Below are 25,450 nucleotides of genomic sequence, written 5' to 3' on the forward strand. Positions count from 1 at the left end.
CTCATGATCGGAATGCTCAACGCGCTGATCGACCTGGTCGAGAGCGAATCCGGCGATGATCTCGATGTCTCCCGATTCGCCCGCGAGCACGGCTCCACGGAGTACCACCTGCGGAGGATGTTCGCGGCGCTGGCGGGGATGCCGCTGTCGGAGTACGTGCGTCGGCGGCGCATGACCCTCGCGGCAGCGGATCTCGTGGCCGGTGCCCCGACCGTTCTCGATGTCGCGGTGCGCCACGGCTACAGCTCGGCGGAGGCCTTCGGACGCGCCTTCCGCGCCGTGCACGGGATCAGCCCGGTCGACGCACGCCGAGACGGGGGTCCTCTCCGCACACAAACCACGCTCCGGTTCCGCCTGAGCGTCGAAGGGAGCATCCCGATGGACGTCACCATCACCCCCACCTCCGAGCTCGTGCTCGTCGGTCATGCGGCGCGGGTGCCGCTGATCCACGAGGGCGTCAATCCCCACATCCAGGCGCATATCGCGGCCATCCCGCCCGACGAGCATGCCCGGCTGAAGCGGCTGAGCGATGCGGTACCCGCGGGCATCCTCGCGATCACCGGCGACATCGCTCCGGACGCTCCCGAGGGAACCGAGCTGACGTATCTGCACGGCGTCTCGGTGCGCCCCGGCACGCCGGTGCCGGATGGTCTCGACTCGATGCGGGTCGAGGCCGGCGCGTGGGCGGTCTTCGCCGCATCCGGTCCGTTCCCCGAGACGCTCCAGCGCCTCTGGGCGGCCACTGCGACCGAGTGGTTCCCGTCGAACCCGTGGCGGCTGCGGCCCGGCCCTTCGATCGTGCGGTACCTCGAGTTCACCGGTACCCACGCCTCGTGCGAACTCTGGCTCGCGGTGGAATCCGCCTGACCGCAGCATGCGACACTGTGGCCACGGTTCTCCGCCTCCGGCGCGGAGCCGTGGCCACAGAGTGAGAGGACTGCAGATGGCGATCGACCCGAAGAAGACGCTCGATGCGTACAGAGCGAAGAAGGGAGAGTTCCGTCTCGTCGAGGTTCCCGCGATCCGGTATCTGATGGTCGACGGCGCGGGGGATCCGAACACCGCCCCCGCCTATGCCGCCGCGGTCGCCGCGCTCTTCCCCATCGCGTACACCCTCAAGTTCGCGAGCAGGGCGCAGCTCGGTGTCGACACCGTCGTGATGCCGCTCGAGGGGCTCTGGCACGCCCCCGACATGCAGGCGTTCACGACGCGCCGCGACAAATCGGCGTGGCTGTGGACCCTGATGATCATGGTGCCCGACCACGTCACCCACGAGATGTTCGTCGCCGCGGTCGACAGCGTCGAGGTCAAGCTCGCGACGAAGAAGCAGGTCTCACCGGCGCTGCGATCCGTGCGCCTCGAGACCCTCGACGAAGGGCTCAGCGTGCAGACCTTGCATGTGGGCTCGTATGACGACGAGGCTCCCGTGCTCGACGAGCTGCACCACCGCTTCATCCCCGAGAACGGCCTGCGCATGACCGGTCGGCATCACGAGATCTACCTCAGCGATGTCCGGCGGGTCGCCCCGGCGAAGCTGCGCACGATCCTGCGGCAGCCCGTCGCGCGCCTGACGTGACGGACTGCGTGGAGCATCCGTGCACGTCCGGCGGCGTAGGAGTGGCGCCCGTCCGCAGATAGTCTGCTCAGATGGAGACCCCGAAGGACGTCGCGCGTACGGCGCAGCGTTCCGACGGCTTCCGGCGCACCGCCCGCGCGGGATTCGTGGTCGTGGGCATCGTGCACATCATCATCGGCGTGATCGCGGTCTCGATCGCCACGGGTGGAGGTGGAGATGCCGATCAGGACGGCGTGATGAAGGTGATCAGATCGACGCCCATCGGCGGGCTGCTGCTCGGAGGCGTGGCCGCGGCGCTGATCGCCCTGGCGATCTGGGAGGTCGCCGGCGGACTGCTTTCGGCGAGCAGGGACGACGCGAAGCGCTGGGGACGACGCCTGAAGATGATGGGCATCGCGGCCGCGTATCTCGTGATCGCGGGGCTCGCCCTGGTGTTCGCCTTCGGCGGGAGCATCGAATCCGAGAAGACGATGCAGACCCTCAGCACCGTGGTGCTGGCCGTCCCCGGCGGAACCGTCCTGCTCATCGTCCTCGGACTCAGCGTTGCCGGCGTGGGCGTGGGGTTCTTCGTGATCGGCATCACCCGGGGCTTCGAGAACACCATGGACGTCCCGGACGGACCTTCGCACGTCTGGATCGTCTCCCTCGGCATCGTCGGGTACCTCGCCAAGGGCATCGCGATCGCGGTGACCGGAGCGCTCTTCGTCGTGGCGGCCTGGACGCAGGACCCCGACAGAGCGGCGGGCCTCGACGCCGCTCTGCGCAGCATCACGGCGCTGCCGCTCGGAGAGCCCCTGCTGTGGCTCGTCGGCGTGGGCCTCGCGATCTACGGAGTCTTCTCGATCGTGCGGGCGCGATTCGCGCGGATGTGACGACGAGGGTCAGACGCTCGCGGGCTTCTCGCTCCAGATCAACAGGAATGCGCCGAGCGCGATCATGAGTCCGCCTCCGGTGGCGCTCAGGGCCTCGATTCGGCGCGGTGACCGGCCGAACCATGCCCGGGCCGAGCTCGCCAGCAGCACCCAGAGCGCATCGCAGGCGACACCGATCGCGACGACGATCGTGCCGAGGACGAACAGCTGCATCGGCACCGCCCCGGCATCGAGATCGACGAACTGGGGCAGGATCGCGAGGAAGAACGCGATCGACTTCGGGTTGGTGACGCCCACGACGAAGCCCTCGCCCAGCAGACGCGCGCCCGACCGCTTCGGCACGGTGCCGCTCGCTGTCGCCGCGGCATCCCTGCGATGCCGGACCGCCTGGATGCCGAGGAAGATCAGGTAGCCGGCGCCGAGCACCTTCACGACCGTGAACAGCACGATCGACTGGGCCACGACAGTGCCGACGCCGAGCGCGACGCCCACGACGAGCAGGATCGAGCCGAGCGCGGTCCCCAGGATGCTGAGGAAGCCCCCGAGCCTGCCGAGCGCCATCGCTCGCCCGATCGTGAACAGCACGGTCGGTCCGGGGATCACCACCATGATGAACGCCGCGATGACGAAGGTCGTGAACGTCTGCGCGCTGAGCATGCCGCGAGCCTAGGGCAGCCGTAGCACATCCGATCCGAAAAAGATTTCAGGCCCACCGTCATAAATGTCTCGGGCGGCGGTCTGGGTATGTGATGGGCAGCGTCTGCGGCCCAGCACTGGGGAATTTCATAGCACTGGGCAGCGACGCCTCTCCTCGTCGTACTGCCCGCGGTGGGCGGAGGGCCTGCCGGGATAGGGACACTCATGGGCCTGCGCTCACACACTCACACGGCATCACGGGCCGTCGTCGCGTCGCGCCGTCGGGCGCTCACGCGGCTGTGCGGCATCCTGGCGATCGCCGGCGTACTCATCGCCGGTGGCACCCTCGCGCCGAACACGGGCATCACCGCTGCGGCGACGGTTCCCGGCACGCCCGGCGTGACCCAGCCCGGCACGCCCGTGTACACCGAGAACTTCTCGAACCAGAACGCGAGCCTGGCGGCGCTCCCGATCACGACCTACGTCGGAGGCGTCGCCGCGGCGAACTCGACCTACACGGCCGACGTGCAGTGGACCCCCGCAGGGCTCCAGTGCAACGGGTGGATACTCAACTCCGCGACGCCTCTTCCCGTCGTGGACACCGGATGCGTCAACAACCAGCCGGACGGCTGGCAGCAGCTGCGGGACATGGCCGTCGCTCTCGGCGTCGCTCAGGGGCAGACCGCGGCGCAGGCGCAGTCGAATCAGGTGCTCTCCGAGTACACCAACCGCGCGAACGGCACCATCGCGGCGGGCACGCAGTTCCGGACCGTCAACACGATCCCGGCGATCGCCGGCCACTACTACGCCGTGTCCGCGTACTTCGCGGCGACGAGCTGCCCGGCCGTCGGCGGCGCGAACCAGCCCAAAGAGACCTTCTCGCTCATCGTCAACGGAACCCCCGTCGTCCTGAGCACGGGACTGAACCCGTGCACGGACAGCACCAACTGGGGTCCGCAGGTCAGGAAGCTGCAGTCCGCCGCGTACCAGATCCCTGTGGGAACGACGGCCAACCTGGGCCTCTCGCTGTACAACGCCACCGCGAGCGGTTCCGGGAACGACGCCGCCTTCGACCTCCCGCAGATCGTCGACGTCACGCCCCAGCTCGACAAGGCGTTCAGCCCGACGCTCATCCTCAACGGTGCGACGTCGAAGATGACCCTGACGGTCACGAACACGAGCGACCTGATGGCCAAGAACGACTGGTTCATCACCGACGCGCTGCCGGCGAACCTGAGGATCGCCGCGGCTCCGAACGTCGGCGGGACCTGCATCCAGCACACCGGCGCGGCCTACGCCGTCACGGCGCCCGCAGGCGGAACCACCGTCTCGGTGACCGGCGGCGACCTCGCGCTCAATCAGGCCTCCTGCACCATCACGGTCGATGTCACGTCCACCGTGAACGGCACATACGTCAACGGTCCCGCCAACATCACGACCAACCTGAACCCGCCGTCCAACGCGACTCTCGAGGTGATCCAGCCGTCGATCGACCTCGTCAAGACGTCGAACATCGCGAACTACGACGCGGTCGGCGACATCGCGACCTATACCTTCGTGGCCACGAACACCACGCCGAAGGCCGCGACCAACACGATCGTGAACACCAGCCTCACGAACGTGACGATCACCGAGGACATGTTCTCGGGCGTCGGCGACATGAGCGCCCTCTCCTGCGACAAGCCCGCGCCCGTGACGCTCGCGAGCGGCGAGAAGCTGACCTGCACGGCCACGTATGCGGTGCAGCAGGGCGACCTCGACGCCGCGCCGCTGACGAACGTCGCACGCGCCACCGGCACCCCGGCGACCGGGCCGAACGTCACCGACACCGACGACGAGATCATCCCCGCCGTCTGGACGCCTGCGCTCCTGCTCGACAAGTCCGCCTCGGTGGTCGACATCGACCAGGACGGGGTCACCGGACTCGGCGACCACATCATGTACACGTTCGACGTGACCAACACCGGCAACGTCGCGGTGTCGGAGATCACGGTCGTCGACGATCTGCTCACGCAGTTCGGCATCACCGTCACCTGCACGCCGACCACGATCGCGCCGACCCAGGTCGCGCACTGCGTCGCCGACGCGCCGTACGTGATCACGCAGCCCGACGTCGACGCGAAAGAGGTCCTGAACACGGCGTTCTCGACCGGCAAGACTCCGTCCGGCGGGCCGGTGCGGTCGAACGACGACAGCACCCGCACGCCCATCGAGCCGTTCCGGATCCCGCTGCAGATCGAGAAGATCGGCGAATCCTCCGCGAACGACTGGGTGCGCATGGACGGCTCGTCGTTCGAGGTGCTCGAAGACGTCGACGGCGCCCCGGGCGCAGCGCTCCCGTTCACGGTCGCCGACGTCGAGCTCGGACTCTTCCAAATCGACAGCATCCCGGCCGGCACCTACTGGCTCAGCGAGCTGACGGCGCCCGACGGCTTCAGCCTGCTGGCCGAGCCGGTGCAGTTCATCATCAATCCCGACCGCACGGTCAGCATCGTCGCCGGTGGCGACGAGGCCGTGACCGCGGCGGGGCAGGTCATCACGGTGCGCGATGTGCCCGCGATGCTCCTTCCGACCACCGGGGGGACGGGCGCATTGCCCTACATCCTCGCCGGTTCCCTCACCGTCCTCGTCGCGGGTGGGTGGGCCTTGATGGTCCGCCGTCGTCACGCCCGTTCCGATGCGAACGACCCGCAGATCTGATCTGCATCCCGATCACCACCACCTGACACCGACCGGGGAGACCCGGCCACCGAGAGAGAGACACAGTGAACACTCCCACCAACGGACGCGGTTCCCGCGTCGCGGCAGGCCTGCTGGTCGCAGGCGTCGCCGCGCTGACCCTCGCAGCACCCGCGAGCGCTGCCACGCCCAACCTCGTCGACCCGGATGCCGTGGGCTCGCTCACGATCCACAAGTACGAGGCTCCGGAGACGCCGACCGGACTGCCGAGCGACGGCACGGAGCAGAACGTGGCGCTCGACCCGCTCGCCGGAGTCGGCTTCACGGTCTACAAGGTCGATACGGTCGACCTCACGACGAACCAGGGCTGGGTCGACGCGAGCGACCTCGCCGACCTCGCGCCGGACAGCGTGGACGACATCACCGCTGCGGGATACACCGCGAGCGCGATCGGTGGCGAGACGCTCACCGACGCGAACGGTGAGATCGCGCTGGCGAACCTCGACCTCGGCCTCTACTTCGTCGTCGAGACCTCGCCTCTCGCGGGCTCCACCGGTGTCGCTCCGTTCCTCGTGACGGTGCCGCTGACCGACCCGGCCAACGACGACAACTGGCTGTACGACGTGCACGTCTACCCGAAGAACGCGCTCACCGAGGTGACGAAGACCGTCGAGGACTCCGAGGACGTGAAGCTCGGCGACGAGATCGACTTCACGATCACGGGTGACATCCCCAACGTCGCCGTCATCGACGGATACAAGATCGTCGACACGCTCGACACCAAGCTCGACTACGTCTCCGCTGCGGTGACCCTCGTCGACGGCACGCCGCTCGCCGCGACCGACTACACGGTCGTCTACGACGCCGGCACCCGTGCCGTCACCGTGGAGTTCACAGCTTCGGGTCTCGCGGTCCTCGCCGCGCACCCCGCCACGCAGGTCCAGGTCGTCCTGACGGCCACCGTCAACACGGTCGGCGAGATCGCCAACACCGCCGTGCTCTACCCGAACCTCGGTTCGTACACGGTTCTGCCCGGGCAGCCCGGCGGACCCACCGTCACCCCCGAGGTCATCACCAAGTGGGGCGACCTGACGGTCGAGAAGACCGACAAGGCCGGCGCGCCGCTGACCGGCGCGGTGTTCTCGGTCTACCCGACGCAGCAGGATGCGATCGACGGCACCAACGCGATCACCCTGGGCGGCGCGACCGAGTTCGCCGTCGCCGCCGACGGCACCGTGACCCTGTCGGGTCTGCGCTACTCCGACTGGGCCGACAACGCCACGGTCGCTCCGGGCGAAGACGGCTACCAGACGTACTGGCTCGCCGAGATCGTCGCTCCTGACGGATACGAGCTGCTCGCGGCTCCGATCGAGTTCACCATCACGGCTGCCACCACCGCCGTCGGTGTCGACCTCGAGGTCGTCAACGTGCCGTCCAACGCCGGCTTCAAGCTGCCCCTCACCGGTGGCGCGGGAACGACCCTGTTCCTCGCCGGCGGCGTGCTGCTCCTTGCCGGAGCCGTCCTGCTCGCCATCCGCAACCGCCGCAAGGTGAGCACCGAGGCGTAAGCCGAGACCGGCCGTGCGGGGGAGGTGTCGAGATCCCTTCCCCGCACGGCCCCCTCGCGTCGACAGCCCGTCGACGTCTCTCCTCCCGAACGATCCGCCGCCGGATTCACACACAGAGAGCCCCGTCATGACCGTGATCGACACACCCGCACCGGATGCTCCCGCCCGGTCGAGAGCCCGCGCCGGGCGCGCCTCGTGGGGGTGGAGCCAGGCGATCATCGTTCTGATCGCGGCCATCGGCATCGGAGTGCTCGTCTATCCGACGGCCGCATCGTGGTTCTCGGCGTGGAGTCATGACACCGATGTCGACGGCTACGTGTCGTCCGTCGACCAGATCCCGGCTCACGAGATCACCGATCTGCTCGATCAGGCCGACGAGTACAACCAGAACCTGCCCACCGGTCCGCTCCGCGATCCGTACGCTCTGGGTGCCGACGGGCAGCAGACCGCGATCGGCGACGGGACCGACGCCTACTTCGACACGCTCTCCACCGACGGCACCGAGGCGATGGCGCGCGTGCGGATCCCGAGCATCCATGTCGATCTGCCGATCTTCCACGGCACCGGCGAAGAGGTCCTCGGCCGGGGGATCGGCCACCTCTACGGATCATCCCTGCCGGTCGGCGGGCCGGGCACGCACGCGGTGCTCACCGGGCACAACGGATTCGTCCAGGCCACCCTGTTCGACGACATCGATGAACTGGTCGAGGGCGACCTCATCATCGTCACCACCCTCGGTGAAGACCTCTACTACGAGGTCGACAGCACCGAGACCGTGCTCCCCGACGAGACCGACTCCCTGCGGCAGGTGCCGGGCAGGGACTACATCACGCTCGTGACGTGCACGCCCACCGGGGTCAACACGCATCGACTTCTCGTCCGCGCCGAGCGCGTGGATGCGCCTGCCGACGACTCGACCGTCACGACGATCGCGGATTCCACGGATCCCGCCGGGTTCCCGTGGTGGGCGCTGCTCGTGCTCGGAGTCCCGACTCTCACCGCGATCATGGTCATGCCCCGTCGCCACCCGCGTCGGGGCGCGATCTCCGCCGAGCCGAGCGCGCCGTGACCACCGTGGCGCTGACCCCGCGGCCTGACGAGGTCTCAGCCGCCCCCTCCGGTGAGCCTCCGGTCGCGATGCCGGAGCCCGCGGTCGCGCCACGTTCCCGGCCGCGTGGCCGCTTCGGACTCCTCGTCGCCAGCATCGCGCTCGTGGGCCTCGGCGCGAGCTTCCTGGTGGTCTCCACCGTCGCGCCGGACGCCGTGGACAGGGTCACCGGTGACATCAAGGTCACCGTGCAGAAGCAGTTCCAGCAGATCTTCGCTCCGGATGCGCTGCCGATCCTCAGGCTCGGGGGAGAGGGGGGTCTTGCGCAGCTCGACGAGTGCGATGGGACCTTCACCGAGATGATCAGCTATCGGGTCGACGGCGTGCCGCCGCTGTTCGCCGCGCACAACAACTGCGGTGGAGACATCATCCTCGGCTGGGACCTCGGACAGCGCGTGAGGGTCGAGGGGTCCGACATCGTCTACGAGGTCGTCGAAGAGCGACACACACCGAAGTGGTCCGACGTCGAGGCGCTCGTGGGCATGTCCGGCGAGTTCATGGTGCAGACCTGCTTCTACGGTGAGAATCGCATGCGCTTCCTCGCGCTCGCCCAGGTCGATCCGCAACCTCGGACCCACTGATCTCATCGATTTCACAGGAATCTCTCCCTCGGGCGTCATGATTCCCGCCCGTCAGGGTCTTGTGAGTATGGCCACAGGCCGCAGCGTCGGTTGATTTCCCGACGCCCCGCTCCGCGGGAACGACCCTTCCCAGAGTCGGAGGGACGAGGCATCCCCACGCCTCGTCCCTCATCCGTACTTGCCCTGGTGACATCGGCGTGCGCGTGCGGTGCCGCCTCAGATCTCGGAGCACGATGAACGACACACTCCCCGTCGGCACGACTCTCTGTGGTGACGTCGATGGGCCCCCGGACGAACAGATCGTTCGGGCGGTGCGCGCGGGGGACACGCGCGACTTCGCTCTGCTGTGGGGCCGACATGCCGATGCAGCCCGGTGCGCTGCGCGCTCGATCGCACCGGCGGTCGACGCGGAGGACCTCGTGAGCGAAGCCTTCGCCACGATCCTGCGCATCACACGCTCCGGTGGGGGACCGAGCGATGCGTTCCGGCCGTATCTCGTCGCGACCGTGCGCAACACCGCGCTCAGGTGGGCGCGTGGGAATGAGGTGATCCCCATCGACGGCCTCTCCGAGCGCGACCTCTCACACGGTGAGGTCGACCCCCTGGAGAGGGTGTCGGAGCGGTCGACGGTCGTCTCTGTGCTCCGCACGCTGTCACCGCGCCATCGAGCGCTCCTCTGGTATCTGAACGTCGAGGGCATGAAGCCGCGTGAGCTCGCACCGCTGATGGGGATGACTCCCAACGCCGTGTCGGTTCTGGCCTTCCGCGCGCGGGAGAGCTTCCGGCGCGCATGGCTCGACGCGCACATCGACAGTGCCGCCCGCGACGGGTGCGACGATGCTCGTCTGTGAGAGCCGACGGCTGTTCACACGGTCCGGCGCGCTGCTGCCGAGAGGCGCAACCAGAGCCAGAGCCGCGTGTCGGGCGAATCGAGGTCTATGCCGAGCTCGGCGCGCACGACGTCGAGCCGGTAGCGCACCGTGTTCTGGTGGACGTGCAGCGCTGCTGCCGTCTCCCGCACGCTGCCGAGGAGATCGAGGTAGGTGCGCAGAGTCCGGGACAGATCCGTGCCGTGTGCCGCGTCATGCTCGGCGAGGATGCTCGCTGCGTCACCCACCGCGGCATCCAGACCGCCGATGAGGTCGGTGACCTGGAGGATCGCCAGCCGGTCGCGCATCTCGTCGAACGTGGCGATGCGGCGTCCGCGCCGCGTGCTGCCCGAGGCTTCCATCAGAACCCCTGCGGCGGCGCTGGCCTCACGATGGGACCTCGCGATGCCGGGCACGTCATACACCCGGCTCCCGATTCCCGCGATCAGTGCGCTGTCCGTGCGGATGACCGACTGCGCGAACGTGTGCACCCGCGCCGCGATCGACCCGGGGATCAGCGTCACGGCCTGTGTGCCGATGACGGCGCTGTGCGAGCCGGGGAAGGCGGCGCTCGAGACGCTGATCGCCAGGTGGAGAAGGCGATGGATGCCCCGCACGGCCTCGACATCGTCGAACGTGTCGACACGGAAGCACACGATCGTCGCGCCTGCTTCGGGACGGATCAGGAGCTGCGACGCGGCGCTCCGCGCATGACGATCGTCTTCGAGCACGGTGCGGAGCAGAGTGGAGTTGCGCTGGTCGCGATCGGCCGCATCTTCACGAGCACGCAGAAGATGCTGTGCGGCGATCGGCTCCATCTCTTCGAGCAGCTTCTGCGTGCGCGGCGCGAGCATCGGCTCGACCTGGATCACCCAGATCGAGCCGAGCAGTTCGCCGGCGGCCCGCACTGCGATCCCGACACGACCGAACTGGTCGTCGTCCGAGGGGAAGTGCCGCGACGCCGGAGCCCGCACGAGCCCCTGATAGTCGAGGTCGCGTGAGATGGGCACCTCCTCCTGCAGCAACAGGGTGGTGCGCCGCCGGATGTCGTCGATGGGCTGATCGGGGTGCGTCGAATAGCCGACGACCTGCCCCGAGGCGTCGACGAGGCTCACCGCGCCCTCAGCCAGCGTCGCCAGCGCGTTTGCGAGACCGAAGAGGTCGCCGAGCCGGACGCCTGTCATGTGGCCGACCGAGTGCGCGCTCAACAGTGACCGGAGCACGGAGGCGAGTTGGGCCCAGTCGGCGTCGCGGTGGCTCAGCACGGGGGTACTGAGCTTTTCGGAGCGGAGTACTGAGGTGTCATCATCGCTCGACGCTCGCCGGATGATGAGCGCGGCCGCCCCGCCTCCGTCGAGCTCGGTCGCGACCGTCCCGGCGTCGGCGAGGGAGATGCCCGCCGCCAGCACGATGCGGTCGCGATATTCGGCGACGGAGACCGTGGGGTCGTAGAAGTCGACACCGATGTATGTCCTCGAATGGGCCGTCGAATCCGCGGTCTCGGGGGTCAGGATTCCGTCGGCCACGGTCAATGCATCGTGCAATGTCGGAATACCGAAATCTTGCGAGTCGGGTACTGAGTCCATGGACAGTCCTCCATCTAGAGTCGTCAACTGCCATAGGAATCTCCATATCGGTTATATCGGTGCCGCGCAAGACTGAAAGGGCGAGGGTGACGGGGCACCTCGTGGGAATTCGATCCATCGTTCTCGCACGCCGCCCAGATGGATTCCGGGCATCGCCGCCTCGACGGGACACTCACATGAACAGTTCACCGCACTCCCCACTGCGCAGATCGGCATCGGTCTCCTCGACGATCCTCATCGCCCTCCTCATCGCCGGATGCTCGGCGCCGATGGCCGACGGCTCACCGAAGGCGGACGAACCGACCATGGATCCCGTGTCCGAAGCCGTCGCGCTGCTGCCCGACGAGCTGCAGGACGGCGGCACCCTGCGCGTCGCGATCCCCACGAAGGAGCCGCCGACGCAGTTCTACCGCGAGGGAACGCAGGAGATGACCGGGATCAACCCGGACATCGCACGTCTGCTCGCCGGCGCTCTCGGCCTGGAGCTCGAGATCGAGGTGACGACGTTCGACACGATCATCCCGGGCATGAGCGCCGGTCGGTATGACATGACGGTCTCGTCGATGACGCCGACCGAAGAGCGGATGGAGCAGCTCGACTTCGTCGACTACGTGCAGATGGGGAGCGCTCTGGCCGTGCCCACGGGCAACCCGCAGAAGATCGGCTTCGACGGCCTGTGCGGCACCCGCGTCGCGGTGCTCAAGGGCTCGTACCAGTTGACGGTCAACGTTCCCGAACTCGACGATGCGTGCACCGCCGCGGGGGAGGATCCGCTGGAGCTTCTGCAGTTCCAGGACACGCGCCAGGCGATCTCCGCGCTCCTGAGCGACCGCGCAGACGTCGTCTACGCCGACTCGCCGATCCTCGGCTACGCGGTGGCCCAGGATTCGAAGCTCGAGGTGAGCGACGAGAACGACGTCGCGCCTGTCGCCGTCGGCATCCCGCACGATGCGGGCACGCTCGACGCCGTCGCGGCTGCGCTCGCCGCGGTGATCGCGTCGAGCGAGTATCAGGACGTGCTCGCCGAGTACGGACTCGAGTCGATGGCGATCACCGAGGCCCGCGTCAACGTTCCTCAGGGATGACCGACATGGACACCACAGGGGCGACAGCGCGCAGCGTCACGGGGCTTCAGCAGACCCTCACCTCGCTCGAGGTGCACAAGCGCCGTCGGATCGGGACTCTGGTCGGAGGCGTGCTCCTCTGCCTGGCCGTCGTGCTGTTCCTCATCGACGTCGCGACGAATCCCCGGTTCGGCTGGCCCGTCGTCGGCGCGTACCTGTTCGACCCGCAGGTGCTGCAGGGCATGCTGCTCACGCTGATGCTGACCGTCGTCTCCATGACGGCAGGCATCGTGCTGGGTGTCGTCCTCGCCATCATGCGAGTGTCGGGCAACCCCGTCTTCGCCGGAGTGAGCGGGGCCTACGTGTGGTTCTTCCGCGGCACCCCCCTGCTCGTGCAGCTCATCTTCTGGTACAACATCGCCGCCCTGTATCCGGTGATCGCCCTGGGGCTCCCGTTCGGCGGCCCGAGCGTCGTGATCGGTTCGGCGAACGTGCTCATCACCCCGCTCGGCGCAGCACTGCTCGGACTGTCGCTCAATGAGGCGGCCTACATGGCCGAGATCATCCGCAGCGGCATCTCCTCGGTCGACGAGGGTCAGCTCGATGCGGGACGAGCCCTGGGCATGACGCGGTCGACGCTCCTGCGCAGGGTGATCCTGCCGCAGGCGATGCGCGTCGTCATCCCGCCGACCGGCAATCAGGTGATCTCGATGCTCAAGGGCACGTCGCTGGTGAGCGTGCTCGCGATCTCCGACCTGCTGTACGCGGTGCAGTCCATCTACTCCCTCAACTACGAGGTGATCCCGCTGCTGCTCGTCGCCTGCATCTGGTACCTCGTGCTGACCACCGTGCTCAGCGTCGTGCAGTCGCGTCTCGAGGAGCGCTACGGGCGCGGATTCGCCCCGCGCCGAGCGGTGAGGACCCGGCGTCCGAAGGAGGCCGTCGCATGACCGCCACCATGGTCGAGATCCGAGGGGTGCAGAAGTCCTTCGGGCACACCCCGGTGCTGAAGGACGTCTCGCTCGCGATCCCCACAGGATCCGTCACCTGCCTGATCGGCCCGAGCGGCTCGGGCAAGACGACGCTCCTGCGCTGTGTGAACCGGCTCGAGACGGTCGATGCCGGGATCATCCTCGTCGACGGCGAACTCGTCGGAGCCACGCGTCACCGCGGTCGGCTCGTCGAGGCGAAGGAGTCGGCGATCGCCCGGACGCGTCGTCACACCGGCATGGTGTTCCAGCGCTTCAACCTCTTCCCGCACCGGACGGTGCTCGAGAACGTGATCGAAGGACCCACCCAGGTGCTCGGACGTCTGCGCGCCGAGGTGACGGGGGAGGCCATGGTGCTTCTCGAACGCGTCGGCTTGGCCGACAAGGCCGCGGCGTATCCGCAGGAACTCTCGGGCGGCCAGCAGCAGCGCATCGCGATCGCCAGAGCGCTGGCGATGAAACCGAAGCTGATGCTGTTCGACGAGCCGACCTCCGCCCTCGATCCGGAGCTCGTGGGCGAGGTCCTCTCGGTCATGAAGGATCTCGCAGTCGAGGGGATGACCATGATGGTCGTCACCCACGAGCTGGGATTCGCCCGCGAGGTCAGCGACCAGGTCGTGTTCATGGCCGGCGGCGTCGTCGTCGAGAGCGGCCCACCCGATGCGGTCCTCACCCATCCGCAGCACGATCGCACGCAGGCGTTCCTCTCCCGGATCCTGCACTGAATCCCCACACACCACAGGAGAGTGCGCCATGCGCGACATCCAGAGCATCGATGACCTCAGGCGCCGCGCCAAGCGGCGGCTGCCGGCCATGGTGTACGACTTCATCGAAGGAGGCGCTCTCGACGAGCTCACCCTTCGCCGCAACCGCGAGGCGCTCGAGGCCCAGCTGCTCCCCCAGCGGGTCCTCGTCGACACCTCGCAGCGCCACGCGACGGCGAGCATACTGGGAACCCGACTCGACCTTCCCCTGGTCGTCTCCCCCATGGGTCTCCTGACGGTATGCCACCCCGACGCCGACGTGGCCATCGCGCGGGCAGCCGCGACCTCGGGAAGTGTCTTCGTGCACAGCCCGTGGTCCGGCTGCTCGCTCGAAGAGGTGACCGACGCTGCTCCGGGCCGCGTCTGGGCGCAGATCGCCTTCTGGAACGACTCGTCGGAGACCGAGCGTCACATCGACCGGGCCGAGGCTCTGGGCGTCGAGACGCTGGTCGTGGCGGGAGACGTCGCGGTCTCGAGCAAGCGCGACCGAGACCTGCGACACGGTTCCGGTATGCCGCCGCGCCCACCGCTGCGCGACGTCGTCGACACGGCTTTCCACCCTGGCTGGGTGCTGCGCTGGCTGCTCGGTCGGCGGATCACGTGGGGCACCTACCGCATCGACGGCCGTGCGATCCGCATGAGCGAGATGGATGCCTGGATGGACCGCAACACGAACCAGGCCGCCAGCTGGGACGACATCGCGCGCCTGCGCAGCAGGTGGAAGGGGAACCTCGTCGTCAAGGGCGTCATGACGCAGGCCGACGCGCGTCTGGCGATCGATCACGGGACCGACGGCGTCTTCGTGTCGAACCACGGCGGTCGCCAGTTCGACGGCCAGCTCGCGACCATCGAGGCTCTGCCCTCGGTCGTCGACGCGGTCGACGGTCGTGCCGCAGTGATCATGGACGGCGGCATCCGTCGGGGGAGCGACATCGCGAAGGCGCTCTCGCTGGGAGCGGATGCGGCGGCCGCCGGACGGCCCTTCGCGCTCGGGCTCGCGGCTGCCGGAAGACCCGGAGTCGAGCGGGCCTTCGATGTCCTGCACGATGAGCTCCTGACGGTGATGGGCTTCCTCGGCGTGACACGCATCGAGGGACTCCCGGAGTCGCTGTGCGCGTCGCACGACCTGAGCGACGGCATCGAGGCGGCTCGATGAGCGCCGCGTTGATCCGATCGGCGTGGCATCTCGACGCGGATCTCAGCGACCATGATCTGGTCGAGGCGACGCGGGCCGGGGACAGCAATGCCTATGGCGTGCTCTGGGATCGGCACTCGCCGTCTGCGCTGCGCGCCGCGCGCGCGATCACGAGTTCGATCGACCCCGAGGACCTCGTCAGCGAGGCGTTCGCCAAGACCTTCAGCGCGATCAAGAACGGGGGAGGGCCCACCGACGCCTTCCGCCCCTACCTGTTCGCCGCCGTGCGCAGCGCGGCGGCGACCTGGGGAGGCAGGCAGAAGGACATCGCCCTCGAGTACATCGACGAGATGCCGGTCGATGACACCGAGGACTCCCTCGACCTCCTGTCGGACAGGTCGCTGCTGACGGCGGCATTCAAAGACCTGCCCGAGCGCTGGCGCACGCTGCTCTGGTACCTCGAGGTCGAGGGGATGAAGCCACGCGAGATCGCTCCGCTCATGGGGCTCAGTCCCAACGCGGTGTCGGTGCTCGCCGCGCGGGCACGCGAGGGGTTCAAGACGGCCTGGCTGCAGGCTCACATCGCCGCGCCGGAGCGGGATCCCGAGTGCCGTTGGACCTGCGAGCGCATCGTCGCACAGGGGCGTAAGCGTCATATCGCTCGGGCCGACAGGGTGCGCTTCGAGGCGCATCTCGAACAGTGCCGGCGATGCACGATCGCGAGCGCGGAGGTCACCGAGGCCTCGTCGAAGCTGCGTGCCGTGCTCCTCCCGCTGATCCTCGGCGGCCCGGCGGCCGCGCTCTACTCGGCGGGCTCTCCTGCGCCCGCATCCGCCTCGGTCGGCGCGTCCGGCGGCGCGGCCAAGAACCTGGCCCCACTGCTCGTCGCGGCAGGGACGATCCTCGCGGTGGGGGCGGGTGCGGTCGCGTTCGCATCACAGCTGCTCTCGGCTGATGCGCCGGGTTCCGACGCGTCCGCTCCGACGTCGGTGGTGGTCGACTCGCCGGCGCCGGACGATTCACCGAGCGGTGACGATGCGGCGACGCCCCGGCCCACTCCCTCGACCGTGAGCCAGCTGCCGACTCCTGCGCCGGCTCCTGCTCCGGAGATGCAGCCGAGCTCCGATGGCGATGATGCGGTGCGGGATGCGGAGGCCGGTCCGGTCGACGTGAGCGGTCCGACCGGTCCCGGGCCCGTCTCGGCGCGGCCACCGGCGATCGTCGCGCCGTCCGGTCCTGCGGCGCCGTCAGCGGCGGCCGGTCAGCCGTCGGCGCCCACGGGGGAGCAGCCGGCGCCGAGCGCGGAGCCGACTCCTCCGGCGGTCGAGCCGAGTGAACCGCCGAGGGTCGCGCCGACCCCACTGCCGTCTCCGACCGTCGAGCCGACTCCGACTCCGACTCCGACTCCGACTCCGACGCCGTCCCCGTCCCCGCCTCCGGCGGTCGAGCCGCCCGTGACGATCTCCTGGGTGATCCCGCAGCCGGCGACGGTTCCTCCCGACGTGACCGGCACGGGAACGCCCGGCGGTGATGTCGCGATCCTCGATGAGAGTGGCCTGGTCGTGGGCACGGCCGTGGTCGGGGATGACGGATCGTTCGCCGTCGCGATCGACGCGGCCTCGCTCCACCAGGGCATGACGATCACGGCTCGACACACGTCGCCGCACACCGGGAAGGAATCGCGGAGCGAGCCGCTCGGTCCGGTCGTGTTCGAGCTCCCCTCGGTGCTCGGAGCGGGCGGGGCCCGAGACGTGCGACGGATCGACGCGGACGCCGACGGAGCGAGTGACGACGTGGAGCTCTCGATCCACGGGATCGCCGAGGCATCCGTCCGGGTGACCGTCGACGGCTCGCCTCTGGCGACGGCCGTGCTCGAAGACGGCTGGTGGGCCGAGAGCATTCTCGACCTGCGGCCCGGCCTGCACCGCATCACGCTGCGCTACGTCGACCCGGCGACGGGTGCCCTGGGGCCGGAGGCGGTCGAGCACATCGTCGTGCGTCCCTGAGAGAGGAGCACGGCGGGGAAGGCGTCGGAACGACCGTGAAGGGCGACCCGGTCGGAGTCGTCGGATGAGAAGCTAGAAGGATGAGCACTCCGTCCCGAGCCGATGTCATCGCCGCGCCCAGCGGCCGTCCGCTGACGGACGAAGAGGTCACGAGGCTCCGCGACGACTTCCCGATCCTCGAGACCGAGGTGCACGGGCATCCGCTCGCCTACCTCGACTCGGGGGCCACGTCGCAGCGGCCGTTCGCCGTACTCGACGCCGAGCGAGAGTTCGCGACCACCCTGAACGCCGCGGTGCATCGCGGCGCGCACACGCTCGCCGCCGAGGCGACGGAGGTGTTCGAAGACGCCCGCGCGACGGTCGCGCACTTCGTCGGCGCCGACGAGGGCGAGATCGTCTGGACCTCGAACGCGACCGAAGCCCTCAACCTGATCGCCTACTCGATCTCGAACGCATCTCTCGGCCGCGGCGGTGCGGCGGCCGAACGCTTCCGCTTGCGCGAGGGCGATGAGATCGTCACGACCGAGATGGAGCACCATGCGAATCTCATCCCCTGGCAGGAGCTCGCGGCCCGCACCGGCGCGACGCTCAGAGTGATCCCTCTCGACGATGACGGCGCGCTGCGGCTCGATGCCGCCGCGGAGATCATCGGCGAACGGACGAAGCTCGTCGCGTTCACCCATGTGTCCAACGTGCTCGGGGTCGTCAATCCCGTCGAGCAGCTCGTGGCGTCGGCCCGCGCGGTCGGGGCGCTGGTGGTGCTCGACGCATGCCAGTCGGCGCCGCACCTCCCGCTCGACGTGCGCGCACTGGATGTCGACTTCGCGGTGATCTCCGGACACAAGATGCTCGGACCCACAGGGATCGGCGCCCTCTACGGGCGCCGGGAGCTGCTCGAGTCGATGCCGCCCTTCCTCACCGGCGGGTCGATGATCACGACGGTGACCACGACCGAGGCCGAGTACCTCCCGCCGCCGCAGCGCTTCGAGGCGGGCACTCAGCGTGTGTCGCAGGCCGTGGCGCTCGCTGCCGCGATCGACTACCTCTCGGCGGTCGGCATGCCGCGCATCGCCGCTCATGAGGCCGAGCTCGGTCGTCGTCTCGTTGACGGGCTGACGGCGATCGACGGCGTCCGCGTGCTCGGCGCGGGCATCGAGCTGCCTCGAGTGGGCCTCGCGAGCTTCGATGTCGAGGGCATCCATTCGCACGACGTCGGCCAGTTCCTCGACGACCTCGGCATCGCAGTGCGGGTGGGGCATCACTGCGCACAGCCGCTGCATCGGCGGCTCGGAGTGACCTCGTCGACGCGGGCGAGCACCTATCTCTACACGACCAGAGCCGAGGTGGACGCGGTGATCGACGGCGTCTCCGGAGCCATCGACTTCTTCCGGAGGGGCGCATGAGCGACCTGCAGGGCCTGTATCAGGAGCTGATCCTCGACCACTCGCGCACACCGCACGGCTACGGCCTGCGCGGGGAGATCGCCGCGCAGTCGCATCAGGTGAACCCCACCTGTGGCGACGAGGTGACTCTGCAGGTGCATCGCGCCGGCGACGGCTCCATCGAGGCGATCGCGTGGGAGGGCCACGGCTGTGCGATCTCGCAGGCCTCCGCGTCGCTCCTCGCCGAGCTCGCCGAAGGGCTCACGGTAGCCGACCTCGAGGTCAGGATCGCGGCGTTCCGCGAGGCGATGCGGTCGCGGGGCACGATCGAACCCGACGAGGAGCTGCTCGGCGACGTCGCGGCACTCGGCGGCGTCTCGCGCTACGTCGCCCGCGTCAAGTGCGCCATGCTCGCCTGGGTCGCTGTCGAGGACGCACTGCACAAGTCCTGATCGCGCGCTGTCGGCATGCCGGCGACCGGGTGGAGGATGGGAGCATGCCGATTCAACTGACACCGCTCGACGAACGACACTTCGACGCGTGGCGGGAGGCGACGAGAGCACGCTTCATCGCACTGCGACAGGAGTCCGGGATGCTGCGGGGTGACGACGCCGTCATCGACGCGGATGCCTTCCTCGATCAGCTTCTTCCCGTGGGGGTGGCCACTGAGGCCTCGAGCATCCTCTGCATCGTCGACGATGGGCGCGAGATCGGCACGCTGTGGTTGATCGCGACGGGCGGCATCCTGCACCTGGTCGATCTCGCGGTCGATGCCGTTCCCGATCGTGTCGTGCTGGACGGCCTGTTCGAGGCGATCACGACGACGGCCCGGCGCAATCGCGTCGAGCGGGTGAGTGTCTCGCTCTTTTCGACCGACGCCGGTGGGCGCGCCTTCGTCGACGGCCGAGGGTTCCGGTGCGCATCGATCCGGATGCTGCTCGAACCGCTGCCGGATCGCGAGGCGACATCGCCCGACGCGGCGTCCCGCGGATCCGACGGCCCTGTGACGCTGCTGCCGATGACGGAACCGCGGTTCGCGTCTTTCGCTGCCGAGTCCGAGGCGGCGTTCGCCGCCGATCTCGTGGCCTCCGGCCGGTACTCCGAGCCCGACGCGCAGGTGGAATCGAAGCGGCAGATGGCGCTCGAGCTGCCGGACGGCCTCGACTCGGCCGGACAGGAGCTCTTCACGGCTCACTCCGACGACGGCGCAGAGGTGGGAGTGCTCTGGATCGGGATGCGCGTGCGCGACGGGCATCCGCATGCATTCATCCTCGACATCGAGGTGGCGGAGGACCACCGGCGCAGAGGATTCGGGCGAGGCATCATGCTCGCGGCCGAGCGGGAGGCGCGCAGGCTCGGTGCCGACTCGATCGGACTCCATGTCTTCGGATTCAACGACGGCGCGATCCGGCTCTACGAGGGACTCGGCTATCGGCGCGTCGAAGAACGGTTCCTGCTCGACGTCGCAGACGATGACGCGGGGGAGTGACGCGCGGGAATAGCCGTGCGCCTGCAGTGTTGGCCCCGACATGACCACTCTCGGAATCATCGGTGCAGGACACATCGGCAGCCAGGTCGCCCGCGTCGCGGTGGCGAACGGATACGACGTCGTGATCGCGAACTCTCGCGGTCCCGAAACCCTCGCAGATCTCGTCGCAGAGCTGGGGTCGCGAGCGAAGGCGGCGACGGCGGCCGAGGCCGCGGACGCCGGTGACGTGGTCGTCGTCACGGTGCCCCTCGGCAGGATCGGCGAGCTGCCCGCAGAGCCGCTCGCCGGCAAGATCGTACTCGACACCAACAACTACTACTTCGAGCGCGACGGTCACATCGAGGCTCTCGACAAGGGGGAGACGACGACGTCCGAGCTGCTGCAGCAGCAGCTGCCCACGTCGCGCATCGCCAAGGCGTTCAACCACATCTTCGCCGCGGACATCACGACCGACGGGACGCCCGCCGGCACGCCTGACCGTCGCGCGCTGGCCACCGCGGGGGATGACGCCGCGGCCGTCGCCTTCGTCACGCGGTTCTACGACGAGATCGGCTTCGACACAGTGAACGTCGGACCGCTGAGTGAGTCGTGGCGCGTCGAGCGCGATCGCCCCGCGTACGTGGTGCGTCAGAACGCGCAGGAGTTGAAGGCGAACCTCGCGATCGCGAACCGTCGGCCCTGATCGGGGAAACGGGATACCAAACTTGTCCCGCTGATGCCGGAGTGAGAGAATTCCGGTATGGCGGATGTGGGGGCTGCCGGCGAACTCGAGTCGGTGCGGGTGACGCGCATTCTGCGCAACGACATCATCCTGGGGCGTCGCGCGCCCGGATCCCGCCTGGTGGAGAGAGACATCGCCGCCGAGCTCGATGTCTCGCGTCTGCCGGTGCGCGAGGCGATTCGGGCGCTCGTCGGCGAGGGCGTCGTGATCTCCCGGCCCCGCACCTGGGCGGTCGTCCGCGAGTTCACCCCGAGAGACATCCAGGACTTCGGTGAGGTCCGCGAGGCGATCGAGACCCTGATCTTCGTGTTCGCGGCGCAGCGCCACTCCGACGAGGGGATTGCGCGCCTGCGCTCCGCCTATGAGCGCGAGGTCGCCGCCGCGGAGGCTGGCGACATCGACGCGGCGCGGATCGCCGCCGCCGAGTTCCACGAGATCGCGGCACGACTTGCCGGCAACGAGATGCTGAGCGAGCTGATCGGTGTCTTCGTCACCAGGCTCCGCTGGCTCTTCGGTCAGCACGACGATCTGCCGGCGATGGCCGATGAGCACCGGGTGATCCTCGAGGCGGTGGCTGCTCGCGATGTCGATGCGCTCCGCGAGCTGATCCCCCGTCACCTCGCCACCGGACAGGCGGCGGCGGAGCGCCGGTTGACCTCGCGCACGTCTGCCCGCTGACGACCTCCTGTGCGGGAATACCCCGGGGAGGTGTAAAGTTGTCATGCCTGAGGGCATACCCCCAGGGGGTATATCCCACCTGATCGAGAGGAGTGGACATGACGATCACCACATTCGCCGTCACCGGAATGACCTGCAGGCACTGCGAGGGGTCGGTGCGCAGCGAGGTCGCGAAGCTCGCGGGCGTGACCGATATCGCGGTCAGCGCCGCATCCGGCGCGCTGGTCATCACCTCTGACGCCCCCGTCGACGATGCCGCCGTGCTGGCCGCCGTCGACGAGGCCGGCTACAGCGCCGCGCGAGTCTGAGTCCCGCCATGACCGACACCGCCGTGTCCTACGACCTCGAGATCAGCGGCATGACCTGTGCATCGTGCGCCGCGCGGATCGAGAAGCGGCTGAACCGCATGGACGGGGTCTCGGCGTCGGTCAATTACGCGACCGAGAAGGCCCATGTCGAAGCCGGGGCCGGCGTCGCCGTCGGCGACGTGATCGCCGAGGTCGTCCGCACCGGGTACTCCGCCGCCGTTCCCCGGAACGACGCGCATGGCGCAGCCGACCCGGCGTACCGACTGCTGCGTCGGCGCCTGATCGTCGCCGTGGTTCTGGCCGTGCCCGTGATCGCGCTGTCGATGATCACGCCGCTGCAGTTCGCGGGATGGCAGTGGGTCTCCGTGGTCCTCGCGACGCCCGTGGTCACGTGGGCTGCGTGGCCCTTCCACCGGGCTGCCGTCCTGAACGCGCGGCACCGCGCCGTCACCATGGACACGTTGATCTCCGTAGGAGTGACGGCCGCCTATCTCTGGTCGCTGTACGCCCTGTTCTTCGGCACCGCGGGGATGTGGGGCATGACCCACCCCTTCCGCTTCACGATCGAACGCGGTGACGGCCTGGGCAGCATATACCTCGAGGTGGCTGCCGGGGTCACGATGTTCCTGCTCCTCGGGCGCTTTCTCGAACAGCGATCCAAGCGCCGCGCCGGTGCCGCACTCCGTGCGCTCGGAGAACTGGGCGCGAAGGACGTCGCGGTGCTGCGCGACGGCGTGGAGGAGCGGGTGCCCCTGGATCGTCTGCTGGTCGGAGATGTGTTCGTCGTACGACCGGGAGAGAAGATCGCCACCGACGGCATCGTCCGTGATGGCGCATCGGCTGTCGACGCCTCCATGCTCACGGGGGAGTCCGTGCCCGTCGAGGTGCGTCCGGGGGACTCCGTGACGGGCGCCACCGTGAACGTCGGTGGGCGTCTCGTCGTGACAGCCACCCGAGTGGGGGCCGACACCCAGCTCGCGCGCATGGCGCGTCTCGTCGAGGAGGCGCAGTCGGGCAAGGCCGAGGCGCAGAGACTCGCCGATCGACTCGCGACCGTGTTCGTGCCCATCGTCTTCGTGATCGCGGCGTTGACCCTGGTGGTCTGGCTGGCGATCGGGGGAGGCGCGGCGGCCGCGTTCACGGCGGCCGTGGCCGTTCTCATCATCGCCTGCCCGTGCGCGCTCGGACTCGCGACGCCGATGGCGCTGCTGGTCGGCACGGGGCGCGGTGCACAGCTCGGGGTGCTCATCAAGGGTCCGGAGGTGCTCGAATCGACCCGACGCGTCGACACGATCGTGCTCGACAAGACCGGAACCGTCACGACAGGACGGATGACGCTGCTCGAGGTGATCTCCGCGTACGGTGAGGATCCCACCGAGGTGCTGCGAGCGGCCGCGGCCCTCGAGGACGCATCCGAGCATCCCATCGCGCAGGCGATCGTGCGCGGTGCGCTCAAGCGCACCGGTGGTCTCCCGACGGTCAGCGACTTCCGCGCGTTCGGCGGCCGCGGTGTCACCGGCATCGTCGAGGAGCGGGCGGTGGTCGTCGGGCGCCCTTCGTTCCTCGCCGAGTGGGCATCGAGCCTCGATGACGAGCTCGCGGCGGCGTTCACCCGTGCCGAAGGAGACGCGCGCACGGCCGTCGCCGTCGCCTGGGACGGCCGTGTGCGCGGAGTCCTGGTGGTCGCAGACGAGGTGAGGCCCTCGAGTGCCGATGCGATCGCATCCTTGCGTGGTCTCGGCCTCGACCCGGTGCTGCTCACCGGCGACAACGCCCGCGCTGCGGAGCTGGTCGCCGACGGCATCGGCATCACCGAGGTGCGCGCCGGGGTGCTGCCCGAGGGCAAGGTCGCCGAGATCGTGGCGCTGCAGCAGCGAGGGCGCGTCGTCGCGATGGTCGGCGACGGCGTCAACGACGCCGCAGCGCTCGCGCAGTCCGACCTCGGCATCGCCATGGGCACGGGCACCGACGCCGCGATCGAAGCATCCGATCTCACGCTCGTACGCGGAGATCTGTGGGGTGCCGTGGATGCCATCCGGCTCGCGCGGCGAACCCTGGGCGTGATCCGCGGCAACCTGTTCTGGGCGCTCGCGTACAACGTGGCGGCAATTCCGCTCGCCGCACTCGGACTGCTCAACCCGATGCTGGCGGGCGCCGCCATGGCGTTCTCCAGCGTCTTCGTCGTGCTGAACAGTCTGCGACTGCGGCGATTCCGCTCTGCGGCACCTGTCGGCGCGAGCTAGCAGGCATCCCGCTCCGGGGATATATTGACGGTACGGAATCGTTCCGGACGCACGTCTTGATCTGGGGAGCGATATGCGGAGTGTCGCTGTGGTCGTAGGGGGGCTGCTGGTGATCGGCGGAGCGGTGCTCGTGGTGGTCGCAGACCAGCAGCGCGTCGACGCTCTGGATGACGCCCGGACCGCTGTCGTCGAGGCGCGAGAGCAGCTCGACGCGGCTCGTGAGGCGAACCTCGTGCTGGCCGAGAAGCTCACGGGTCTCCGATCTCACATCTCGGAGCAGGATGCGCAGCTCCGCGACGACGCGGGGTTCCTGCGGTGAGGCGCGCCGCGTGATCCGAAGGATCGTGTCGGTCGCGGTCGTCGCCGCCGTGCTTCTCGCCGGTGGTGCCGTCAGCCGTGCGGCCTCGTTGGATGCCGAGCGCGCGCAGGTGATCGCCGAGCTGCAGTCGCTCAGCCAGGCCACGAGATCGGCGCTCGCGCGCACCGACCATCTCGAGGGGTCGATCGCGATCGCCGAGAAGGATTCCACTGAGCGGGCGGCGGTTCTCGAGGTGCGCCCTGCCTTCCTCGCCGAGATCATCGCCTTCGACGCGGCGATCGCACGCGCCGACGGCACGCTCGACACCGCCGCACACCGAGCTGCCGTGCTCTCGGCACAGCAGACGGTGCTCGCTGAGCGACGCAACCCGGCCACGGTCGTGGCCGCGACCGCGACCGTGCACGCGCTGACCGACAGGATCGGCGACGAGATCGCGACCTGGCAGGCCGCGCAGTCCGCGGCCCCGAACGGCCCTGCCTGGGCGTCGAGCGGGCCCGACGGCTACGCCAGGGTCAGGGCCGCTCTCGACCGTGTCGGCGGTCAGGGCGTCGGACTCTACGAGTCCGCCTCCTGCGCAGGGGGAACGGCCCCGGCCTGCGCCAACAGCGACGGCTACATCAAATATCGATCCGACGTCACCGAGTGGAGCACCGACCGTCTCGAGTGGGCGATGGCGCATGAGCTCGCACACATCCACCAGTTCCGGGTGTGGGGTGCGCTCACCTCGTCCGACGCGTATCAGTCGATGTTCGGCGGGGATCCCGAGTTCCTCGCGAACTGCATGGCCGTCGTGCGCGGCTTCCCGGGATCTGTCGGCTGCGACGCCGATCAGCAGCGGTGGGCCTCCGGAGTATGGGTCGGCGCCGTCGGATGATCT

Annotated in this window: 24 protein-coding genes; 22 read left to right on the forward strand and 2 right to left on the reverse strand. The window is 68.9% G+C overall.

Translation table 11 applies throughout. The annotated features are described in order from the left end of the window. Positions 1-3 precede the first annotated feature (3 nt). The 3 genes from IXW21_RS02980 (at position 4) to IXW21_RS02990 (ending at position 2,448) form a co-directional block, all read left to right on the forward strand. Positions 4-867 (forward strand): AraC family transcriptional regulator, encoded by an 864-nt coding sequence (locus tag IXW21_RS02980; protein ID WP_194762773.1) that lies wholly within the window; start codon positions 4-6, stop codon positions 865-867. A 76-nt stretch (positions 868-943) separates the two neighbouring features. Next, positions 944-1,576 (forward strand): GyrI-like domain-containing protein, encoded by a 633-nt coding sequence (locus IXW21_RS02985; RefSeq protein ID WP_194762774.1) that lies wholly within the window; start codon positions 944-946, stop codon positions 1,574-1,576. 71 nt (positions 1,577-1,647) lie between these two features. Continuing rightward, positions 1,648-2,448 (forward strand): DUF1206 domain-containing protein, encoded by an 801-nt coding sequence (locus IXW21_RS02990; RefSeq protein ID WP_194762775.1) that lies wholly within the window; start codon positions 1,648-1,650, stop codon positions 2,446-2,448. A 9-nt stretch (positions 2,449-2,457) separates the two neighbouring features. On the opposite strand, the gene IXW21_RS02995 is transcribed toward IXW21_RS02990, so the two are convergent. Then, positions 2,458-3,105: a LysE family translocator gene (locus IXW21_RS02995; RefSeq protein ID WP_194762776.1), complete on the reverse strand. Its 648-nt coding sequence runs from the start codon at positions 3,103-3,105 to the stop codon at positions 2,458-2,460. A 204-nt stretch (positions 3,106-3,309) separates the two neighbouring features. On the opposite strand from IXW21_RS02995, the gene IXW21_RS03000 reads away from it, so the two are divergent. From IXW21_RS03000 to IXW21_RS03020, 5 genes are all read left to right on the forward strand, one after another. After that, entirely contained in the window at positions 3,310-5,784 is a 2,475-nt protein-coding gene (locus IXW21_RS03000; protein WP_194762777.1) for a prealbumin-like fold domain-containing protein, read from the forward strand. A 65-nt stretch (positions 5,785-5,849) separates the two neighbouring features. Further along, positions 5,850-7,331, forward strand: a complete 1,482-nt coding sequence (locus tag IXW21_RS03005; RefSeq protein WP_194762778.1) for a SpaH/EbpB family LPXTG-anchored major pilin — start codon at positions 5,850-5,852, stop codon at positions 7,329-7,331. A gap of 127 nt (positions 7,332-7,458) precedes the next feature. Continuing rightward, on the forward strand, positions 7,459-8,400 hold the full coding sequence (locus IXW21_RS03010) for a class C sortase (protein WP_194762779.1): 942 nt from the start codon (positions 7,459-7,461) through the stop codon (positions 8,398-8,400). Continuing rightward, complete coding sequence (locus tag IXW21_RS03015; RefSeq protein WP_194762780.1) at positions 8,397-9,020, forward strand: hypothetical protein; 624 nt, start codon at positions 8,397-8,399, stop codon at positions 9,018-9,020. The genes IXW21_RS03010 and IXW21_RS03015 overlap by 4 nt, the downstream gene beginning before the upstream one ends. A 233-nt stretch (positions 9,021-9,253) precedes the next feature. Beyond that, on the forward strand, positions 9,254-9,871 hold the full coding sequence (locus IXW21_RS03020) for an RNA polymerase sigma factor (RefSeq protein WP_194762781.1): 618 nt from the start codon (positions 9,254-9,256) through the stop codon (positions 9,869-9,871). A gap of 14 nt (positions 9,872-9,885) precedes the next feature. Here the strand turns inward: IXW21_RS03020 and IXW21_RS18510 are convergent, their stop codons facing one another. Further along, on the reverse strand, positions 9,886-11,415 hold the full coding sequence (locus IXW21_RS18510) for a PucR family transcriptional regulator (protein ID WP_194762782.1): 1,530 nt from the start codon (positions 11,413-11,415) through the stop codon (positions 9,886-9,888). A 236-nt stretch (positions 11,416-11,651) separates the two neighbouring features. Here IXW21_RS18510 and IXW21_RS03030 point away from each other — a divergent pair, with 236 nt between their 5' ends. From IXW21_RS03030 to IXW21_RS03095, 14 genes are all read left to right on the forward strand, one after another. Then, positions 11,652-12,560 (forward strand): transporter substrate-binding domain-containing protein, encoded by a 909-nt coding sequence (locus IXW21_RS03030; RefSeq protein ID WP_228528103.1) that lies wholly within the window; start codon positions 11,652-11,654, stop codon positions 12,558-12,560. A 5-nt stretch (positions 12,561-12,565) separates the two neighbouring features. Continuing rightward, positions 12,566-13,489, forward strand: a complete 924-nt coding sequence (locus tag IXW21_RS03035; protein ID WP_194762783.1) for an amino acid ABC transporter permease — start codon at positions 12,566-12,568, stop codon at positions 13,487-13,489. Beyond that, positions 13,486-14,253, forward strand: coding sequence for an amino acid ABC transporter ATP-binding protein (locus IXW21_RS03040; RefSeq protein ID WP_323742148.1), 768 nt, complete (start codon positions 13,486-13,488; stop codon positions 14,251-14,253). Before IXW21_RS03035 ends, IXW21_RS03040 begins: the two co-directional genes overlap by 4 nt. Positions 14,254-14,281: 28 nt before the next feature. Then, positions 14,282-15,448 carry an alpha-hydroxy acid oxidase gene (locus IXW21_RS03045; protein ID WP_194762784.1) on the forward strand — a complete coding sequence of 389 codons (1,167 nt, stop codon included), beginning with the start codon at positions 14,282-14,284 and terminating at the stop codon, positions 15,446-15,448. Further along, a complete protein-coding gene (locus tag IXW21_RS18395) occupies positions 15,445-17,433 on the forward strand; it encodes a sigma-70 family RNA polymerase sigma factor (protein WP_194762785.1) in 1,989 nt (662 codons plus the stop codon). Before IXW21_RS03045 ends, IXW21_RS18395 begins: the two co-directional genes overlap by 4 nt. An 80-nt stretch (positions 17,434-17,513) precedes the next feature. Next, positions 17,514-18,836, forward strand: a complete 1,323-nt coding sequence (locus tag IXW21_RS03055; RefSeq protein ID WP_194762786.1) for a cysteine desulfurase — start codon at positions 17,514-17,516, stop codon at positions 18,834-18,836. After that, positions 18,833-19,267, forward strand: a complete 435-nt coding sequence (gene sufU, locus IXW21_RS03060) for a Fe-S cluster assembly sulfur transfer protein SufU (protein WP_194762787.1) — start codon at positions 18,833-18,835, stop codon at positions 19,265-19,267. Before IXW21_RS03055 ends, sufU begins: the two co-directional genes overlap by 4 nt. Before the next feature lie 44 nt (positions 19,268-19,311). Next, the gene (locus IXW21_RS03065) at positions 19,312-20,304 is read left to right on the forward strand and encodes a GNAT family N-acetyltransferase (protein ID WP_194762788.1); all 993 of its coding nucleotides are present in this window, start codon (positions 19,312-19,314) and stop codon (positions 20,302-20,304) included. Between the two features lie 40 nt (positions 20,305-20,344). Next, positions 20,345-20,986: an NADPH-dependent F420 reductase gene (locus tag IXW21_RS03070; RefSeq protein WP_194762789.1), complete on the forward strand. Its 642-nt coding sequence runs from the start codon at positions 20,345-20,347 to the stop codon at positions 20,984-20,986. 57 nt (positions 20,987-21,043) lie between these two features. After that, positions 21,044-21,703: a GntR family transcriptional regulator gene (locus IXW21_RS03075; protein ID WP_194762790.1), complete on the forward strand. Its 660-nt coding sequence runs from the start codon at positions 21,044-21,046 to the stop codon at positions 21,701-21,703. 98 nt (positions 21,704-21,801) lie between these two features. Next, entirely contained in the window at positions 21,802-22,011 is a 210-nt protein-coding gene (locus IXW21_RS03080) for a heavy-metal-associated domain-containing protein (RefSeq protein WP_194762791.1), read from the forward strand. Positions 22,012-22,019: 8 nt separating this feature from the next. After that, positions 22,020-24,254: a heavy metal translocating P-type ATPase gene (locus IXW21_RS03085; protein ID WP_194762792.1), complete on the forward strand. Its 2,235-nt coding sequence runs from the start codon at positions 22,020-22,022 to the stop codon at positions 24,252-24,254. Between the two features lie 88 nt (positions 24,255-24,342). Then, complete coding sequence (locus IXW21_RS03090) at positions 24,343-24,573, forward strand: hypothetical protein (protein ID WP_194762793.1); 231 nt, start codon at positions 24,343-24,345, stop codon at positions 24,571-24,573. Positions 24,574-24,583: 10 nt separating this feature from the next. Then, positions 24,584-25,447 (forward strand): hypothetical protein, encoded by an 864-nt coding sequence (locus IXW21_RS03095; protein WP_228528104.1) that lies wholly within the window; start codon positions 24,584-24,586, stop codon positions 25,445-25,447. Positions 25,448-25,450 lie beyond the last annotated feature (3 nt).

This window comes from Microbacterium sp. UFMG61, from assembly GCF_015354505.1.
Taxonomy (GTDB): Bacteria; Actinomycetota; Actinomycetes; order Actinomycetales; family Microbacteriaceae; genus Microbacterium.